10 protein-coding genes are annotated in these 18,716 nt (G+C 50.4%); 3 read left to right on the top strand and 7 right to left on the bottom strand.

Annotated features, from left to right (window positions below):
- Nucleotides 1-8 precede the first annotated feature (8 nt).
- Together KQJ19_RS08910 and pheP are read right to left on the bottom strand one after the other, a co-directional pair.
- Nucleotides 9-1,250 carry an MFS transporter gene (locus KQJ19_RS08910; RefSeq protein ID WP_016155933.1) on the bottom strand — a complete coding sequence of 414 codons (1,242 nt, stop codon included), beginning with the start codon at nucleotides 1,248-1,250 and terminating at the stop codon, nucleotides 9-11.
- 165 nt (nucleotides 1,251-1,415) lie between these two features.
- Complete coding sequence (pheP, locus tag KQJ19_RS08915; RefSeq protein ID WP_047415083.1) at nucleotides 1,416-2,810, bottom strand: phenylalanine transporter; 1,395 nt, start codon at nucleotides 2,808-2,810, stop codon at nucleotides 1,416-1,418.
- A 246-nt stretch (nucleotides 2,811-3,056) separates the two neighbouring features.
- Here pheP and KQJ19_RS08920 point away from each other — a divergent pair, with 246 nt between their 5' ends.
- From KQJ19_RS08920 to KQJ19_RS08930, 3 genes are all read left to right on the top strand, one after another.
- Nucleotides 3,057-4,232: a DnaJ family molecular chaperone gene (locus tag KQJ19_RS08920; protein WP_016152164.1), complete on the top strand. Its 1,176-nt coding sequence runs from the start codon at nucleotides 3,057-3,059 to the stop codon at nucleotides 4,230-4,232.
- A 617-nt stretch (nucleotides 4,233-4,849) separates the two neighbouring features.
- The gene (locus KQJ19_RS08925) at nucleotides 4,850-5,428 is read left to right on the top strand and encodes a LuxR C-terminal-related transcriptional regulator (protein WP_049282478.1); all 579 of its coding nucleotides are present in this window, start codon (nucleotides 4,850-4,852) and stop codon (nucleotides 5,426-5,428) included.
- 196 nt (nucleotides 5,429-5,624) lie between these two features.
- On the top strand, nucleotides 5,625-14,957 hold the full coding sequence (locus tag KQJ19_RS08930; RefSeq protein ID WP_216403565.1) for an autotransporter outer membrane beta-barrel domain-containing protein: 9,333 nt from the start codon (nucleotides 5,625-5,627) through the stop codon (nucleotides 14,955-14,957).
- Between the two features lie 189 nt (nucleotides 14,958-15,146).
- Here the strand turns inward: KQJ19_RS08930 and KQJ19_RS08935 are convergent, their stop codons facing one another.
- The 5 genes from KQJ19_RS08935 to rclB all read right to left on the bottom strand — a co-directional run bounded on the left by KQJ19_RS08935 (nucleotide 15,147) and on the right by rclB (nucleotide 18,701).
- The gene (locus KQJ19_RS08935; protein ID WP_216403566.1) at nucleotides 15,147-15,914 is read right to left on the bottom strand and encodes an EAL domain-containing protein; all 768 of its coding nucleotides are present in this window, start codon (nucleotides 15,912-15,914) and stop codon (nucleotides 15,147-15,149) included.
- Nucleotides 15,915-16,015: 101 nt separating this feature from the next.
- Nucleotides 16,016-16,603: a helix-turn-helix transcriptional regulator gene (locus tag KQJ19_RS08940; RefSeq protein ID WP_019076223.1), complete on the bottom strand. Its 588-nt coding sequence runs from the start codon at nucleotides 16,601-16,603 to the stop codon at nucleotides 16,016-16,018.
- Nucleotides 16,604-16,627: 24 nt separating this feature from the next.
- Nucleotides 16,628-17,314, bottom strand: coding sequence for a pilus assembly protein PilZ (locus KQJ19_RS08945; protein WP_216403567.1), 687 nt, complete (start codon nucleotides 17,312-17,314; stop codon nucleotides 16,628-16,630).
- 578 nt (nucleotides 17,315-17,892) lie between these two features.
- Nucleotides 17,893-18,453, bottom strand: coding sequence for a reactive chlorine resistance membrane protein RclC (gene rclC / locus KQJ19_RS08950; RefSeq protein WP_216403568.1), 561 nt, complete (start codon nucleotides 18,451-18,453; stop codon nucleotides 17,893-17,895).
- A gap of 11 nt (nucleotides 18,454-18,464) precedes the next feature.
- A complete protein-coding gene (rclB, locus tag KQJ19_RS08955) occupies nucleotides 18,465-18,701 on the bottom strand; it encodes a reactive chlorine resistance periplasmic protein RclB (protein ID WP_049282516.1) in 237 nt (78 codons plus the stop codon).
- Between the last annotated feature and the right edge of the window lie 15 nt (nucleotides 18,702-18,716).

The raw sequence follows: 18,716 nt of genomic DNA on the forward strand, positions 1-18,716 counted from the left end.
CCTGAAAATTACGCCTGCTCTTTGTCGTCATACTTGAAAGAGAAAAGGAAAATCACGGCAATCACTGCGGCAGCCACTGCCGGGATCCACCAGAATGTGGTCCACGCCTGAGGCACCGTTTGCCCCGCCACCAGACGGTTGTAAAGTGCGCCTGAAATTTGCGAACCAAGCAGCATACCGATCCCATAGGTAAACATAACGATCATGCTTTGCGCCTGGCCTTTTACTTTCTCCCCGGCAATACGATCGGTGTAAATAAAGCCGACCACGAAGAAGAAGTCGTAGCACACGCCGTGCAGCAGAATGCCGAGATACAGCAGGAATCGGCCCTCTTCGCTGATGCCGAGGGCAAAGAATGCGTAGCGCACAAACCAGGCGCACATCCCGATTAACAACATGTATTTCACGCCCAGACGCCTGAACAGGAACGGGATCACCAGCATGAAGAAAATTTCAGACATCTGACCAAACGACATCGCCGTACTGACATCGCCAACGCCCGCATCAGCCAGAAACGACGCGGTATATGCGTAATAGGTTCCCAACGGTACAGAAATAAGCGTCGCGCAGAGCGAGAAGACAAAAAAGTGACGAACCTTGAGTAAGGCGAAAGCATCCGCACAAAACAGATCGCGCACTTTTACCGGCAGTCCTTTCGCCGGTGCGGGCGTGTTGGGCAACGTCAGGCTGTAGAGCGCCAGAATCACAGAAATAACCGCCGCCAGCGTAAAGATGCCGGTAGTATCCGAGATTCCGGTTACGCCGATAAAAATCCCCGCGACAATCCAGCCAATGGTGCCAAACACCCGCACCACCGGGAAAGTTTTGTCTTTATCCGACAGGCTATGAAAAGCAATGTTATTGGTAAGCGCCAGCGTTGGCATGTAGCACAACGTGTAGCCAAACAGCAGACCAATCAACAGCGCACCGTTTTGCGCCACCAATGCCTGCGGAACAAACCAGAGGATCGCCGCGCCTGCAAGGTGCATCACCGCCATCACCTTTTGCGAGGCAAAGAAGCGGTCTACCAGCATCCCTAAGACGAACGGCGACAGAATAGAGGCAATGGGCCCGGCTGAAAACGCATCGCCAATCAGCAGCGACATGTTGTGCTGGCTCATCACCAGCCCCAGCGTGACGGACCAACTTCCCCAGATAAAGAACTGTAAGAACATCATTAGCGACAGCCGGGGTACCAGCAGCCGGTACTGTACGTTCTGTTTTCCACTACTTTCGGTTGTTGACACCATTTTTTGCCTCACCTTTAAAAAGTAATCGATTACAAAATAGATTCAATAGAAAAGTAATCGATTACAAAACAAAGATCCTGCCAGCAAAGGCAAAATTGCGAGAGCGGTCACGATAAACATTGAGAGAAGATCCGATCCCATCCTGACGATGGGATCGGTAGAAACTTAGCGGGACTTACGACACAGCAGTTTGAAGGCAACGAACAGGAACAGGATCCACACCGGCAGGAGGATAGCTGACAGGCGCATATCGTCCATCGTACACATAAGCACCAGAATCATGCCAAGGAAAGCAATACACAGGTAGTTCCCTGCCGGGTACAGCAGCGCTTTGAACTGCGTCTCACGTCCCTTACGACGCATCGCCGCCCGGAATCGCAGATGGGCCAGGCAGATCATAATCCAGTTCAACAGCAGCGTCGCCACAACCAGCGCCATCAGCAGACTAAAGGCCTTTTGTGGCAGGACATAGTTGATCAGTACGACCAGAGACGTAATAGCACCGGAGAGGATCAGTGAATTCACCGGTACGCCGCGACGGCTGACGCGGGTTAAGAACTTCGGCGCGTTCCCCTGGACAGAGAGACCAAACAGCATACGGCTGTTAGAGTAGACGCCACTGTTATATACCGACAGCGAAGCCACCAGAATGACAAAGTTCAGCGCAGAAGCCACCACGTTGCTATCAAGATTATGGAAGATCATCACAAACGGGCTGCTGTTGGATTTCACTTCCACCCACGGGTACAGCGCCAGCAGCACCACCAGAGAACCGATGTAAAACAGCAGAATACGGTACACCACCTGGTTTACCGCCTTTGGAATGCTTTTCTGCGGATCCTGCGCTTCTGCGGCAGTAATCCCGATAAGCTCAAGTCCGCCAAAGGAGAACATAATTACCGCCAGCGACAGGATCAACCCGTTCCAGCCGGTGGCAAAAAAGCCGTTGTAACGCCACAGGTTATCAATGCTGGCATGTTCCCCGCCGTGACCGGAAAACAGCATCCACACGCCAAAACCAATCATGCCGATAATGGCCAGCACTTTAATCAGCGCAAACCAGAATTCCGTTTCGCCATACAGACGTACGTTGACCAGGTTAACCGCGTTGATGATCACGAAGAATGCCGCGGCCCAAATCCAGGTCGGGACATCGGGCAGCCAGTACTGCATGTAGATCCCAGCCGCGGTCAGTTCCGCCATGCCAACCAGCACAAACATAACCCAGTAGTTCCAGCCGGACAGAAATCCCGCGAACGGTCCCCAGTATTTATAGGCAAAATGGGCAAACGATCCCGAAACGGGTTCTTCCACCACCATTTCGCCCAGTTGACGCATAATCAAAAAAGCGATGATCCCGGCAACGCCGTAACCCAGTAACACCGCAGGTCCTGCCATCTGAATAGCCGGGCCAATGCCCAAAAACAGGCCGGTACCAATTGCGCCGCCCAGCGCAATTAATTGAATATGGCGGTTTTGCAACCCCCTCTGAAGCGTCGGCTCATTCGTTGACGCGGCATCAGACACGCTGGTGTCAGATGCAGTTGACGCGTTTTTCACGCCCTTCCCCTGTGTCGTTTTTATTGAAGGGGCTTCTTTTAACATTTCAACCTGGTTGTCGCAAGGCGCAATAAGGACCCGCTGTGCCCGTGGCATTGCGTTTGTTCATAATTACAGTGAATTATTCTGGACGAAAAGGCATCGCAGGCCACAGAATGCGCTTTACTGTTTTTCTAACATTATCAAACGGGTGAACCCGCTGTGTTTCAGCCACTCGTTTTTGAGCCAGGCCAGGCAACGACTGTCATGAATAAGATCATCAAACGACTGGAAATCGTCAAAAGCGCTATTGAACTGGAAGATGAGGAGATTATTTTCCAGCAGGTAGATCATCTGAAAAATGAGCCTATGTCAGTCTTGCCTGGCGCCATCGTTCAGGCGCTCGAAGCACGGCGCTTTAGTGATGCCCTACGTGAAATCACGGCCTGGCTGCAATCTCAACGGGCAGTCTCAACGTGGCAGGATCCTGCCATTGCCGCCAGTAAACTGGAACTAAAAGCGCTCGAAACACAGCTGCGTGACCTGATCGATAAGCGCAACACGCGCATTCAAATCCTCGATGATTTCAACGATCTGTATCATCTTCGCCTTGGGCCTCTGATGAGCCGGATCCTCGAGTTGCGTAAACAGCTCGCCGCCAGCGCCCAGCGCAAACAGGAAGCGGAGCGAAAACGCCGGGAACAAGACTATCAATCCTGCCAGCACTATATTTCCCAGGCCGTTGATCAACTGGCCAGGCTTAAGCAGCTCTGGATGAACCAGAATTCAGATTCGCGCGAATCGGTGGAAACACGTCAACGAATTCAGCAACAAACGGAACTTATTACCGCCCTGCTGGCGGAGATTCGTGAGCTGGAAAACGACTTTTCTCGCCAGGACGACAGCGCAGCCCGTCAGGCACAGGAAGAAGCCAGCCATGAATATGATGAATATCAGGAGCAACAGCAGGATGCGCAACATCGTTTTAGCCGGGACCAACGACTTTCTTCTGAAGAGCGTAATGAGTTAAAACGCCTGTGGCGTCAGGCCAGCCGTCTTTGTCATCCGGACGTGGTGGCAGACGATCTGAAAGAGAAAGCGCATCAGATGATGGTGCAGCTTAACCAGGCGCGCCAGAATGCCGACCTTGCTGCCGTTCGGGCGCTACTGACTCAATTGCAAAGCGGCCTCGAACCGATGATGGCGAGCGACCGATTGAACGATCTGCAGCATTTACGCAGCAAAATACAGCAGCTCAGAGAACAAATTAACGCACTGCTCAAAGAGATTACCGAACTGGAAGCTGAGAACGCCTGGCGCCTTGCCACCTCCGTGACGGATAAAGAGGCTTACTTCTCCGATCAACAACGGGCGCTTACGGAAATCCGCAATACGCTGGAACAACAGGTGCAACAGGTTGAGCAGGAGCTGTTGGCGGGCTAAGCGCTATCAGCGATAGCAAGCAGAAAATATAACATCTTCAAGCGAGATTTGAAGATTAAGCACCAAATGATAAAAATAGCACAAAATGCTTAGTTATTAAGATAAGTCAGAGTTATCAACTTAAATAATCGAGTTTTAGGTCGATAACTGCAAATAAGACAATATTTCTCTCTCCCACCGCTTTCCCTCTCTCTTTATCCTGGCCTTGATTAAGAATTCTCCTACCTGCCAATAGTCCCATTAAGAAGAATGGTTATCTGTTTGAAATATAAGGTTTTTCATATAAATCCCCTCCAGAACAAATAGGAATACCCTGTCTTTATAGAAATGGCTGAAACATTATTCGCGTGATCCATAAGCGAAATCTATCAATCATTTACTCAGAGCTGAAATAAACGATTTATCTTAAATTTTAACAAAGTGTAATATCTACTTTAAGAATAGTTAATGATTCAAATTAATACATAAAATATCTGTTGAATCTGCAATAAATAAGGATGCGTTCACACCAAAGAACGTCATACGAGATTTAATTAACATTTCATGCGTCGCAAGAAACTCTTTTTTAGCCTAAAAAAAGAGGCGACCGCCTGCACCAAAATTTCAAGGAGATCGTTATGTCTAAGGCTATTTTTTTGGGTGAATCAATTTATCCCTGGCTAGGCATGCGAGAAATCCTACGTGGTTCATCATTATATATTGATATCGCGTACTACTCCTCTCAGACGCTTTCTGCCGTCAACATAATCCCTTATGAAATGGATTGCATCATTATTAATCCTGACAACTCAGATTTTTTAAAATATGCCAGGATTATCCGCAACATGGCTTTACGCCCTGCCACAAAAATTATTGTTTTGGCAGATGAAGCCACTTTTTCTATTTTTCAAACCGTTTGCGGGAGGAACATGCTGTTCCTCGATCAAGACGCCAGCCTTGATCGGTTACTGCATGCCGTGACGTGCATATCACAAAACAAAAAAATACGTAATATCAAAGAAATAAATAACAAAATCACAGCAAACGAATTTAACGTAATGATGATGCTTGCCCGGGGTTGGTCATTGACTCAAATCGCTGGAGCATCACAAAAAAGTGAAAAAACCATCGGGGCGTACAAAAGCAACATTGCCAGAAAACTCGGGAAAAATAACTCCCGACTCAAGTACACCATTTCTCACTATAGCCAGCCGTAACTGACTTATTTAAGGACAATTATCACGGTTATTATTTAAAAGATTTTCTTTCGGCTCACTTTTAAATTCCGCATCGCACGGAAGGGAATCCTATTTCCAAAAATCTATTACCGGGTAGCACATCCGCGTGCCAACCATAGCCAACAACTCAATGTATTAACAATACACATAACAGGAATGTAGACGAGGGTTATATATGAACAAAGTTTACAGCATTATTTGGAACGCGGCGCTCGGTATCTGGGTGGTCGTTTCCGAATTAACCAAAGGAAAGAAAAAAAGCAGCTCGCGTAAAACTGTCGCCGTACTGGCGGCCGGCGCATTAAGCGCTGCTTCAATGCAAGCTTCAGCAACTCCGATCATCGACATCGGTGAACATAATATTTTCGCCGACTACCAGACAGGTATTTCTGTTGGGGATTATGAGGGTGTCCACGACTACGGATTCTTATATGAAGATATCACTGCTGGTCAGGCGCTCAATATCAGCGGCGCGATCCCAACCATCAGTCCGGGTCAAAGTGGCGTTGTTGAATCAACGACCATCAGAGAGCTACTGCAAACCGGCAAAATCACCCTGCAGGCCACCAGCCCTGACCAGGGCGTAAAAACGATTACTACTGCCGAGGAGCTGGCGGAATACCTGACTTATAACCAATCATCAACGCCTTCGCAGAGCACAGAATTTGAGATTAACGACCCGGCGTTCCCCGGCGAAAAAACAACCATTAAAGTCTTTGATACTAACGCGTTAAGTAACTTTCTTACCGAATCACAGATTGGCGATTCGGCATTAAACACTTACGATCCGACGCAGTCTAAAATCTACAAACAATTTGGCATCGCGCTGGCGACAAACGGCTCCACGGCCAATCTGAATTTGGGCGACGACACGCTCAATGTACGCGCCAAAACCAATACCATCGAATTACTGGCCAAAGACTCCTCCTTACTGGAGGCTCAGGACGCGGGTAGCCAGGTTTACTGGCAATCCGATAACTTTATCAAATTTAACGCCGCCCCGGTTATTCCTGAAAAAACCTTCGCCGGCTCAGCGCAAACCTCCGTGTTTGGCGATGATGTCACGCTCATGACCTACGGCTATGATACGGACGGCAAAGTCGTCGAAACGGGTGAGCGCACATTTAACATCACCAACACGCAGGAGTTGGCCGAATTTAACGACTGGCTGTTGGGCAATAGCAGCGACGCGGCGGAAAACCCGGAAGGCGAAAAAGTCAGCCAAATCCAGCTGTGGCTGGAAACGGATGAAGTCACTACCGTCACCGCAGCACAAACGAAGTATGCCGAGCTGATTGATGGTCTGATCAATTCCAGCAAGCCCTCTGACGTGCTCAGTTGGGATTACGACGTCTGGACAGACGGCTTATCACATGCCAATAACGCGACCGCTGACCGCGGTGAGCTGCATGCTATTTACGCCAACGGCGCAGGCACCTCCGGCACCCTGAACAAAGATGCGATTCTTGCCGTTGACGGCAGTATTAATGGCGTCATGAAAGCCGTTGATGGCGGGGTTATCACAAACTTTGGCGAACTGAACGCATTACGAACGTCTACCGGGCAGAGCCTGGCGATTGGCATGCTGGCAAAAGACGCGACGGCAACCAACAACGGGATGATCAACTCCGGGCTGTTTATCGATAAAGACGGCAACCAAAACGTCAACAGCTATGGCGCATTTGGTATGCAAGGCCAAGGCACCAGCCAGCTCGCTAACAACGGCATCATCAACCAGGCGATCACCACCGATAACTTTGGTACCGCTTCGGCAGCCGATCCCTGGAGCAAAGACGTCCCCGCTTCTTCGCTGACGCTGGCGATTGGTATGCAATTGTCTGACGATGCGCAAGGGGTCAACAATGGCGAGATTAACGTCGTAGACGGACGTAAAAGCGGTACATCCTTTGCCAGCGGCACCGCTTATGGCGTAGAAGTCGCCGGGAATGCCACCTTTACCAACGCTCAGAATGCCTCTATTTCTCTTGGTCGCGACGCAAGCGATCCGGCTAAAGATGTCACCATGGCAGGCGGTTCCAGCCTGAGCGCCGGTATTATGATCAAGAGCGCCAAAGAGGTGATTAACAACGGCCTTATCACGCTGGGAACCGGCGTCCGTAACGCCGCGGGGATTTTGGTCGGAAATGCCACGGGCAACGTCCTCAATACCGGCAATATCGTGATCAATGGCGGTTCTAAAGGGGGCAGCAGTAAAAACTACGGCATCTCCGTACACGACAGCGGCGCAGAAAATAATCAGGAAATCCGTAACGACGGCAAGATTAACGTGAATGGCACCAACAACGTAGGGATCCACGTTAGCGCCAATAACAAAAATGCCGAAGTCACCACCAGCGCTGCAGGCGCTATCGTGGTGGACGGTGAAGGCGGCGTCGGTAACCGTAACTACGCCATCTGGGCGGAAGGTGACGCCAACGGTCAGGCAGTGGTTAACGTCTATTCCAATATTACGCTGGATAAAGCCGGTAACATCGGCGTCCACGTGCGTGATAACGCCATCGCTAACGTTGACAGCTTAAGTAGCCCCTCATTTAATAGCACTGATCAGATTGGTTATTACCTGTATGGTAAGGGCGCTACCGCCAATATTGGTCAGGCGGTGATGAATGACAACGGTCAGGATCGCACCACCATTTTCCGTATCGCCAATGGCGCATTGCTGGCCGGTAATACCACTAACCCGAAAGATCAGTCCACCTCCAACCTGGATTTGACTCTCAGCGGTAACAATTCCGTGGGCGTTCTCGCCACTGGCGCAGGCAGTAGCGTAGATACCGGTGAAGCAACGTTTACCGTTAAGGGTACTGACTCTGCGGCGCTGGTTATCGAAGGCGGCGCGAAAGGGACCATCAGCGATAAAACCACCATCAATTTAACCGGTGAAAGAACCGTTGCCGGGGTTGTGGATGGTCAGGCGCATCAGTTGAATGGTAATACGCAGGGCAATGCCACAAGCACGACCCTCACCTCAAACGCGAAGATCACCTCTGAAGCCAGCGGCAACAAGGTAATCGCCTATGTGGCGAGGAATCTGGGCAACCTGATCCTCGATACCAAATCGATTATCGATCTGGCCAGCGTCGACAGCATCGGTGTCGATGTTCAAAAAGGCGGTAGCTTAACCAATAACTCCTCCCTCGCCCTGCATGTCAGCAACGGCATCGGCGTACGCGCCTCAGGCTCCAGCGCGCAGATTAATAAGCTGGGCAAAATTCAGGTTGATGATGGCACCGCTGGCGTTCTGTTAACCCAAGGGGCAAGCCTGCTGATTAACGGTATGACTGGCGACAGCATTACCACCGATGGCTCCGCGGACGGCATTCGCCTGGCCGAAGGCGCTGGCGCTCTGGCCGCGCAAAGCGTGATGATCCGTGCTGATGGTACCGGTGCCGGTATTCAAAACGATGCCAACAACACCAATATCACGCTGCGTGATGTCACCATCAACTCCAACGATGGCCCAGGGATCCGCACCAGCGTGGCGCTGACCATGAACGATGGGCTGGACAATATCCTCAACGTCAACGGTAAAGGTACCGGCTTCGCCTTTGAACAACGCAATGGCGACGCGGTGACGGGCAATCTAACCATCGGCAAAGGCTATACCATTGAGGTACTAAACAGCGAAGGCAGCGGTATTCGCGCCAATACGGACGGTCGTATCACCACCAATGCCGACATCAACGTGCATGACAGCGCAGGTGGTTCAGCAATCATCGCGAAAAACGTTAGCGCATTGACCAACAGCGGCAAGATTATCTCTGCCAGTACCACCTCACCGGTAATAGACGCCAGCGGCGACAGCAGTAAAGCCATCACCAACACGGGAACCCTGCAGGCCATCAACGACTCGGCCGTGGCAGTTCAGTCTGGTAAAGGCAATGACACCATCGATATCAGCGGCGGTGTGACCAGCGGCGTAATCAACACCGGTGAAGGTACGGATACCTTCAACTGGCGTAGCGGCTCTTATGCTGGCGAAGTGAATTTCGCGGGTACTGGCGGTAACAATAAAGCCAATATTGGCAATGTGACGCTGGATAAAACGCGCCACATCCTTACCGCAGCGGGTACGGGCAACGCCCTCACCTTCACTGATACAAAAGATGCGAAGATTGGTACGCTGGCTAGCGACAACCTGAATACCGGTACCAACATTGGCACCGGCTGGGATTCACTGACCATCAGCGGGTCAAATGCAGATGTACGCATCGTTGAAAACCTGAATCTGGCGAGCGAAACCCTTGCTGTAAACAATGGCGCCACGCTGCGTACCGGCGACCACGTCGAACCAACCAGCACTGCCGCAAGCATTGGCGATTACAATGTCACCACCCAGGGCGCAGACAGCAAGGTTATCTTCGATACTCAGGGGGATACCTCAGCAGCACAGATCTATCGCGGCATCATCAGCGGCGACGGGAAATTTGAACGTGCGGCGGGCGGCACCACGGTGTTTACCGCTAACAACAGCTACACCGGCTCTACCACCATTGATCAAACCGGTACGCTGCAGTTAGGTGACGGTGGAAATGAAGGCGAAGTGAGCGCCGTCTCTGACATCATCGACAACGGCGTATTGGCGATTAATCGCGCCAACAACGTGCTGCTCAACGGTGTGATCTCCGGTATCGGCGCGCTACAGCAAATCGGTGGCGGCATTACCCGTCTGAACGGTAACAATACCTATACCGGTAATACCACCGTTACTAACGGCACGCTGCTGGTGAATGGCGATCAAAGCGCGGCGCGCGGCGTCACCACCGTCAGCGGCACGTCCACACTTGGCGGTAAGGGCATTATCGGCGGTAACGTGCTGATGAACGATGCCACAACCATCAGCGCCGGTGACGGCGGTGCGGGTACGCTATCTGTTAACGGTAATCTGCAGCTTGGCAGCAAAACGACCTCCGCTTTCGAACTGGGCCAGGCCTTTACGCCAGGCGGTGCGCTAAACGATCTGGTGAACGTGGCAGGCGATCTGCAACTGGACGGGACCCTGGATGTTACCACTTCGCAAGGCGGTAACTTCGGACCGGGCGTGTACCGTATCTATAATTACGGCGGTACGCTGGATAACCAGACGCTGGAGCTGGGCGCAATACCGGACAGTCAGGATAAGAGCAATATTTTTGTCCAGACCTCTATCGACAAACAGGTCAACCTGGTGAACGCCAACGGCGTTACCCTGCAATTCTGGGACGGAGCGACTGTAAGTCAAAGCCACGGCGCGTCGGGCATTGAGGGCGACAGCAAAATTGACGGTGGCGATGGCAAATGGATGGCGATCGGCAGTCAGGGTGATAACAACTGGACCACGGCAACGGGCGAAGGTAACGCACCTTGGGCGCAGAAGTCCTTTGCCGTCTTCACCACCAAAGGTGGCACCGTTACCGTGGATAACGCCGCGGGAGAAGTTAACTTCTCCGGGGCACAGTTTGACGCCGATGGCTATGTCGTTAAAGGCGACGCACTTAACGCTTATGCCACCACGGAAAACGCGACCCACGCAGGCCAGACGCCGGGAACCGGTGAACTGCTGCTGCGCGTTGGCGCGGGTGGCGCGGGGCAAAACTATACCGCGACCATTGAGTCCGTCATCCGCGAAGCCAGCACGACTGACAAGCTGACGCTGGTGAAAACCGACCTTGGTCGTCTGATCCTCAGCGGTGATAACGCGTATCGCGGCGGCACACGCATTGATGGCGGTACGTTGCAGATTTCCGCCGACAGCAACCTCGGTCAGAGCGGAACCGACCTGGCTATCAACAACGGCTCCACGCTGCAGATGGGCGCGGACCTGACCAGCAATCGCACCATTGCGCTGGGCGCGAATGATAACGCGGCGGTGTTTGACCTCAATTCACATGATTTCACGCCAACAGGTGAGATTACCGGCGACGGTAAACTGAAAGTCACCAGCAGCTCAAGCGATGCGGGCAGTACCCTGTCGCTCAATCGCGCGAACAGCTATAAAGGCGACACAGAAATTGCCGGTACCGGAAATGCCAACAATGTGACGGTCAACGTCAGCAAAACCGGGGCCTTTGGTAGCAATGAAAACAGCACCGTGAACGTCAATAACGGGGCAACGCTCAATGTCAGCGGAACAGAGACCAGCCTGAAATCCCTGACCATGAACATTGCCGACAGTCTGTTAACGCTGGCGGATAACGTCACCGCCGCGAGCGCAAAACTGAACCTGACGGGCACAGCGAAAGCGCTGTTAACCGATAACGCCACCGCGGGCGAGGCGACGGTTAACGTGTCAAAAGACAGTACGTTGGCGCTGGAAGAAAATGCCAGCGGTGGTACTGCTAGCGTGAATAACAGCGGACTGATGACCTTTGCGGACCAGGCGTTAGCAGAGAATACCGTCGTTAAAAACCTGGCGGGCGGCAAGGTCGATATCAGCGCAGTCGACAGCGCAACATCTATCGGCTCGTTGTCCGGCGCGGGGAATGTCGAACTGGGCAATAAAGAATTGTCGCTGGGTAATCTGCATCTTGATGACACCATCAGCGGCATTATCAGCGGCAACGACGGCAGCCTGGTGAAAATCGGTGACGGCACGTTAACGCTGACCGGCGATAACACCTGGACCGGCACCACGGACGTCAATGAAGGCGTACTGCTGGTCAACGGTAATCAGTCTGCCGCGACCGGTCAGGTGACGGTGAAATCTGGGGCAACGCTCGGCGGGAACGGTATTATCGGCGGCGCGGTTGATGTACTGGATGACGGCCATATTACCGCGGGTGCGGCCATCAACAGCGTGGGTAAACTGACTACCGGTTCACTGACGCTCAGCGATAACGCACAGCTTGATTACCAGTTTGGTCAGGCCTATACCCCAGGCGGAGCCTTCAATGACCTGATAGATGTGAATGGCGATCTGACGCTCGATGGTAAGCTCAATATCCAGACCTCTCCAGGCGGAAGCTTTGACGTTGGTGTTTACCGCGTCATCAATTACACCGGCACATTAACCAACAATGTGATGGACATTGCCGACGCGCCGGAAGCTGCGGACAGCCTGTACGTACAAACCTCGGTTAAAAACCAGGTTAACCTGGTCAACCATGCTGGGCTGACGCTACGTTTCTGGGACGGCACCGGCGGTGAGAATGGCGAGCTGAAAAACAACGGCGTCATCAACGGCGGCGACGGTATCTGGCAATCCAGCCAGGGTAATGACAACTGGACAACGGATGAATCAACGCCAGAAGGCGCGCTGAATGCACCGTTTACCGATGCTGCGTTCGCCGTCTTCCAGGGTGAAGCGGGCAACGTAACCGTCGATAACAGCAAAGGCGACGTCATCATCAGTGGCGCACAGTTCGCCACCGATGGTTATCGCGTGGGCGGTGAAGCCATTACCACCGATACGGCTAATACGCTGATTCGCGTCGGCGATGGCACAGTAGACGGCGCTAACTACACCGCGACTATCGACAGCGTGATCCGCGGCACCGGCGGCCTGAATAAAGGCGACCTCGGTACGCTCATCCTCACTGGCGACAATACTTACAGCGGTGGAACCACCATCACCTCAGGTACACTGCAGGTGGCGGGTGATACCAACCTTGGCGCACCAGAGACGGGAATTACCTTTAATGGTGGTACGCTGAAATATGGTGAAGCGTTTGATACCGCTCGTCAGGTGACTCTGGAATCCGGCGGCGGGACATTCGACACCAACGGACATAACGTTTCTCTGCTGACGGAAGTCGAAGGGAACGGTCAGTTGACCAAAACCGGTAAAGGCTCCCTCACCCTGACGCTGGATAACACCTACACCGGTGGCACCACCATCGAGCAAGGCGTTTTACAGCTGGGTAACGGCGGTGATATCGGCAGCATTCAGGGGGATATCGTTGATAACGGCGTACTCAACGTCAATCGTGGCGATACCCTGGCGCTGACCGGTAATATCAGCGGTGAAGGCCAACTGCATCAAACCGGCAGCGGTGTTACGGAGTTGCATGGTGAAAACAGCTACAGCGGCGCAACGCTGATTGCCAACGGTGTACTGCAGGCGGGTAATACCAACACTCTGAGTAGCGCATCACACCACTACGTTGTCGCTGACACCACCCTCAACACGCAAGGTTACAACCAGACGGTAGCGGGACTGAGCAACGGCGGCGATGTTTCACTCATCGGCCAGCAGACTGGCACAACGTTAACCGTCAAAGGGGATTACACCGGCGAAAAAGGGACTATCAACATGGCGGCCACACAAACTGGCAGCGGCGCAGGCATTGCCGACCGTCTGATTATCGATGGCGGTAAAGCCAGCGGTAGTACGCTATTGGATGTCGATGGTTCTGGTCTCGGCGCACCAACTATTGGTGATGGTATCGAAGTGGTAACCGCGCTCAATGGCGCAACCACTACGGCACAAACGTCACGAGACGCCTTCCATCTTGCCGCCGATCGTATGGCTGCAGGCGCATTTGAGTATCAACTGCATGCGGGTAACGCTCAGGGTCAGGGTGAAAACTGGTATCTGAGAAGCGAATATCGTCCAGAAACTATGCTGTATTCTGGTCTCGCCAGCGTCGTTCGTCAGGGCGACATCAGCCTGTTAGGCAACATGCACCAGCGTATGGGTGACGAGGTTAAACCGGGTATTGATGAAGACAATCGCGCCTGGGCAAGAATGATTGGCTACTCCGGTAAAACCAAACTGGATGATGCGGCTGGAACGCAAACCAGCTCCCATACCATGGGGATTCAGGTTGGCGTCGATATGTATGCCAACGAAAGCTGGAAAGCCGGGATGTATACCAGCATTCTTGATATCGACAGCAACGTGAAAGGCACGAAGACAGGCAGCGACGGCAAAGGCGGCAACATCGACGACAACGCGTTTTATGTCGGCGGCTACGCCACCTGGTTCTCAGGCGACGGGATGTATGTTGATAACGTCCTGCAATACGGTAACCATAAATCCCGCCTGGCGGCGACCGGTAACAACGGCTCGTATACTGTCAGAGGCAACACGCTGACGGCGTCAACAGAAGTGGGTAAATCGTTCCGTTTAGGCGCCAGCGCATGGAGTCTGGAACCTCAGGCTCAGTTAATCTATCAGTACAGCGACTTTGATAACGGGCGGCTTGATGGTGTGACCCAAACGAAAGTGAAAATGGATACCGCGGATTCCTTTACCGCCCGTCTGGGCGTGCGTCTGGTCGCTGACTATGACACCAACCATGGCAAATTCCAGCCTTACGGCAGGGTCAACGTCTGGCAGGGTCTGGGTTCAAAAGACAAAACGCACTTTAGCAATGCGGTAGCCACCACCACGCTTGAGTCTTCACAACAGTACTCCAGCACTGAAGTTGCAGCCGGTCTGTCATGGTCTATCGACAGAAACCTGCAGGTCTACGGAGAGTTGGGTACGCAATTTAGCAACGGTGGCAGTAAGTCGCAGGTTGAAGCGCCGGTTAATGCATCAATTGGCTTTAAGAAATCGTTCTAAGCTGACATAAACTCGCTAGCCCTCTGTTTAACAGGGGGCTTTTTTTTGCCTGTCCCGGATACAAAGCTACCTGATGCGCTTAACGTATCAGGCCTACGGACTTATTTTTATAGGCAGGAAAAGCGCGGGAGCGGCCCTCTGGCAACGCGAAACAATCGAGGTTCAGGGGAACAACAGAGAGGGAGAAGATTAAGGATTATACTGCGTCAGGAGTAACGGGATCTCTTCTGCCAACACCGGGGGAGAAATGAAAAAGCCTTGAATTTTGTCACAACCAATCTGCATCAGCCGGTCCAGTTCGGACTGGGTTTCCACCCCTTCAGCAAGAACTTCAATACCAAAATTGTGCGCCAGTGAAATTATACCCTCAACAATCTTTGTTGAGCGGGTATCGGGTTCAATGCCGGCGATAAATTCCTTATCAATTTTTAAGGTATCAAAAGGATATTTCAACAGATAGTTAAGATTGGCGTGGCCGGTTCCAAAATCATCAAGGGCAATTTTGACCCCTATCGCCTTCAGCTCCGTCATATTTTTAGCCGCGACCTGACTGTCGCACAGCGGCGACGTTTCCGTGACCTCTATCTGGCATCGATGGGGCGGGAGACCACATACAGTAAGATTTTTTCTGACGCGTTGGGGTAACAGCGGATCGCAGAATTCAAGCGCAGAAATATTGACGGACAATACAAGGGGATCTGGCCAACGGGTTGCCACATCCCAGGGAGTGTGGGTAACCATATCTTCAATTGACATGATATTGCCGCTGTCTTCCAGCAAGGTAATAAAAACATCGGGAGAGATCATCCCCATCTGGGGGCTATTCCAACGCATTAATGCTTCAAACCCGCTAATACGCTGATTACGCAAATTAAAAATTGGTTGATAAACCATATAAAGCTGACTGGTATTCAATGCCTTTTCAAGCGCGGTTAACACCTCACTAGAATTAAACATTCCTCTCTCCCTCAACAAATCATAAAAATTAAAAACCAGTCAATATCACTCCCGAATTGTATCTACTATTAGGTGTGTTACATCAGAATAGAATGGCCAGGTTAGGGTAAAAAAGACATACGATGGGTAAATCTGACAATTAATTTATTTAATTCCGAGGTATTGGTCAGTCCCAGCTTGGTGACGACCCTCATTTTATGCGCCTGGATAGTTTTATAATTCAGGCTGACTAACTCTGAAATTTCTCTGGCGGTATATCCGTTTACCAATAAATTCAGAATCTGCTGCTCTCTCTCGGTTAATCTTTTCTGTGAACGATACAGCCGGGGATTCCATTTCCCGGCCGTTAACGACGCCAGTTGACCGAAATCGCGCAGTGAAGATTTCTCCGTCAAAACTATCGTTTTTTCAACATATAATAACTCTACACATAATTTCGCCACCAAACTATCAGCAATAATTACCACGACATTATTATAAAACTTGAAGCGGTTTTTATTCAAAAACTGCACGATAGTTGAACATGGTTGTTCGTTATCAATGATATTAAAAACCATGGTTTGATGCTGGCATAATGATGACTGATGCAACATATCCTCAAACTGGAATGTTTGTATCGGTACATGTTTGCTTGTCAGGTAGGCGAACAAACCGTTGCCCACAAAATTATCACTGCCACACATCAACATCCTGTTCATCGCTCCTTATCAGCATCAAATCTTGTTACTCATTAAAAATTTAATAATAATCTTCTCGACCTCTGCCTCTTCACGACGATTTTTAAAATCGAACTCACATGAAATCTGATGACAGGCATACAATTGATTATCCTCATCAAATTCATTGATCATGACGACATCGATCACTTTCAAATCCAGCTGTAAACAGCCAAACGTATCAAAATCCAGCGCGGCATTTTTAATCACCGCATCTTTATAGAGAAAACGGGAGTTCACATCTTTAACAATTAATGCACAACCGCCCTGCGAGATGTTTTTAATCTTCAGAGAGTAGTTTTCTCCGTTTTTGTAACGACCAAAACAGAAAAAGTCGTAACCCTTCAGGAAGGAAAAACGCTGATTTTGTCGCTGCTGGGCAAAGAAAATCATATCCGGGATGAAGTAGGATAATCCTGCTTGTACACCTGCTGATAAGGTTTGTTCGAATCTGGCACTAAATTTTACAATCCCACTCTCACTGTGCAGGATAAAGTACTGGACCTTTTCAGGAACAATGTCTTCGTGTCCGGAGATGACAAACCGCTCGAAATCAATCTTCTCTAACTGCGTGATAACACTATGGTTTTCACATAAAACTTCAAGTTTCGTTTTCTTGTGCAACTCTTCACGAAGGGTAGCGATGATTTCAAACTTGTTGTCCTTTGCTAATCCAAAGCTCATTCTAAAACCCTTATTTCCATATTTAAGATATGTCTCGCTTTTGGTTACTCACAAAACGCAAGATCAGCATCCACCCCTGGTGCTTAATTACCATAGTGGATTCCATGTCGAACAGTTGGTTAAAAATTAAGTTTTTAACTATCTTTAGCCATTTATTGATACGTAAAAACATTTAATCAAAGTTAATTCTAGCTGAAGCCATGCCTAAAACCACATGAAGTTGTTGGCTAACTATAACAAAAGAGAATAATAAAATTTTTTGAGATGTCATTTTGAGATAACAAATAGCAAGAACTACACAGAAAAAAATAGAGTGAAATGAATGGGTTTTGATGGAAGGACCACGCAGTATGCGGACTGGCGTGCTATCGCAAGAAGAAGAGAAAATGCTTACTGCACTATATCATTAACCAGGAATATAGCTCCGACTAGTTATTGTGAAAAAGTGAATAATTATATTTCACCTGTAAAATAAATTTACCTTAGGGCAGAAAAAAGGCCAGCATCCTGCTGGCCCGGTAATTACCGAATCGAACTATAGAGGCTTACTGTCTTACAGAGGGTACAACGTTAAAAATTCAATACTTTTGCTTAATAATTGATCGCGATGAATCTGCGATGATCATCACCGCTCCCGCCAGCATTAATGTGTCTTTCAACACCAGACGCCCGGCTCCGGACAAGTACGGAAAACCGTGGTGCAAATCGCCCAGTGGCATCACCCATGCTTCCGGTGTGGTAATTAAAAATGATAAAGTCACAATCGGAGTAGCAAATGCCAGTGCGCCACCAATTAATCCCAACCAACGGCTAACAGGATTAGCCAGCACCAGCAATGCGATCAGCACTTCGACTACGCCCAGGCCATTGGAGAACGTATAGGTGTTATTCGCCTTCTGCCATTCCCGCTCCTGCGGTTTAAACTCACCTTCGTGGGTTAAATGCTGCTTATATTCTTCTGGATGTTCATAAAAAAATGACATTACCGGACTATTGGCAACAAATGGCGTAATACTATCGGCTTCGTAAGGTACAAATTTCAATAAGCCAATCCAGATAAAAACAATGGCAATACTCAGGCGAATCAATGTTAATCCAATTCTATCGACCTTGCTGAGTAAACGCAGATACTTTTCCATTCAGACTCTCCTCACTTGTACAAAATTGCGGTTGCGTGAGTGCTGCTATCAATGCGCATTGAGGTGATTTTCCAGGAAGTTGCCTTATTTTCCTGCGCCAGTCTGGCGATTGCATGTTCAACAACAGAAGGTGCGGCGGCAATTGCCGACACGCTGACGCGGGCTACTTCGACCGGCTGTTGTGCCAGTGCAGAAAATGTCACCGGCGCGGTCAGTAAAGCAGTCAACAATAATGAAGTTTTAAGCATGTTCATTTCTATTTC

The organism is Citrobacter sp. S46_ASV_140 (assembly GCF_018919545.1).
Lineage (GTDB): Bacteria > Pseudomonadota > Gammaproteobacteria > Enterobacterales > Enterobacteriaceae > Citrobacter > Citrobacter braakii.

What these genes read in the sequence shown, in the direction of transcription:
- KQJ19_RS08910 (WP_016155933.1), bottom strand. Translation starts at nt 1,250, where the DNA reads ATGGTGTCAACAACCGAAAGTAGTGGAAAACAGAACGTACAGTACCGG.
- KQJ19_RS08925 (WP_049282478.1), top strand. Translation starts at nt 4,850, where the DNA reads ATGTCTAAGGCTATTTTTTTGGGTGAATCAATTTATCCCTGGCTAGGC.
- KQJ19_RS08935 (WP_216403566.1), bottom strand. Translation starts at nt 15,914, where the DNA reads ATGTTTAATTCTAGTGAGGTGTTAACCGCGCTTGAAAAGGCATTGAAT.
- KQJ19_RS08920 (WP_016152164.1), top strand. Translation starts at nt 3,057, where the DNA reads ATGAATAAGATCATCAAACGACTGGAAATCGTCAAAAGCGCTATTGAA.
- KQJ19_RS08940 (WP_019076223.1), bottom strand. Translation starts at nt 16,603, where the DNA reads ATGTTGATGTGTGGCAGTGATAATTTTGTGGGCAACGGTTTGTTCGCC.
- rclB (WP_049282516.1), bottom strand. Translation starts at nt 18,701, where the DNA reads ATGCTTAAAACTTCATTATTGTTGACTGCTTTACTGACCGCGCCGGTG.
- rclC (WP_216403568.1), bottom strand. Translation starts at nt 18,453, where the DNA reads ATGGAAAAGTATCTGCGTTTACTCAGCAAGGTCGATAGAATTGGATTA.
- KQJ19_RS08930 (WP_216403565.1), top strand. Translation starts at nt 5,625, where the DNA reads ATGAACAAAGTTTACAGCATTATTTGGAACGCGGCGCTCGGTATCTGG.
- KQJ19_RS08945 (WP_216403567.1), bottom strand. Translation starts at nt 17,314, where the DNA reads ATGAGCTTTGGATTAGCAAAGGACAACAAGTTTGAAATCATCGCTACC.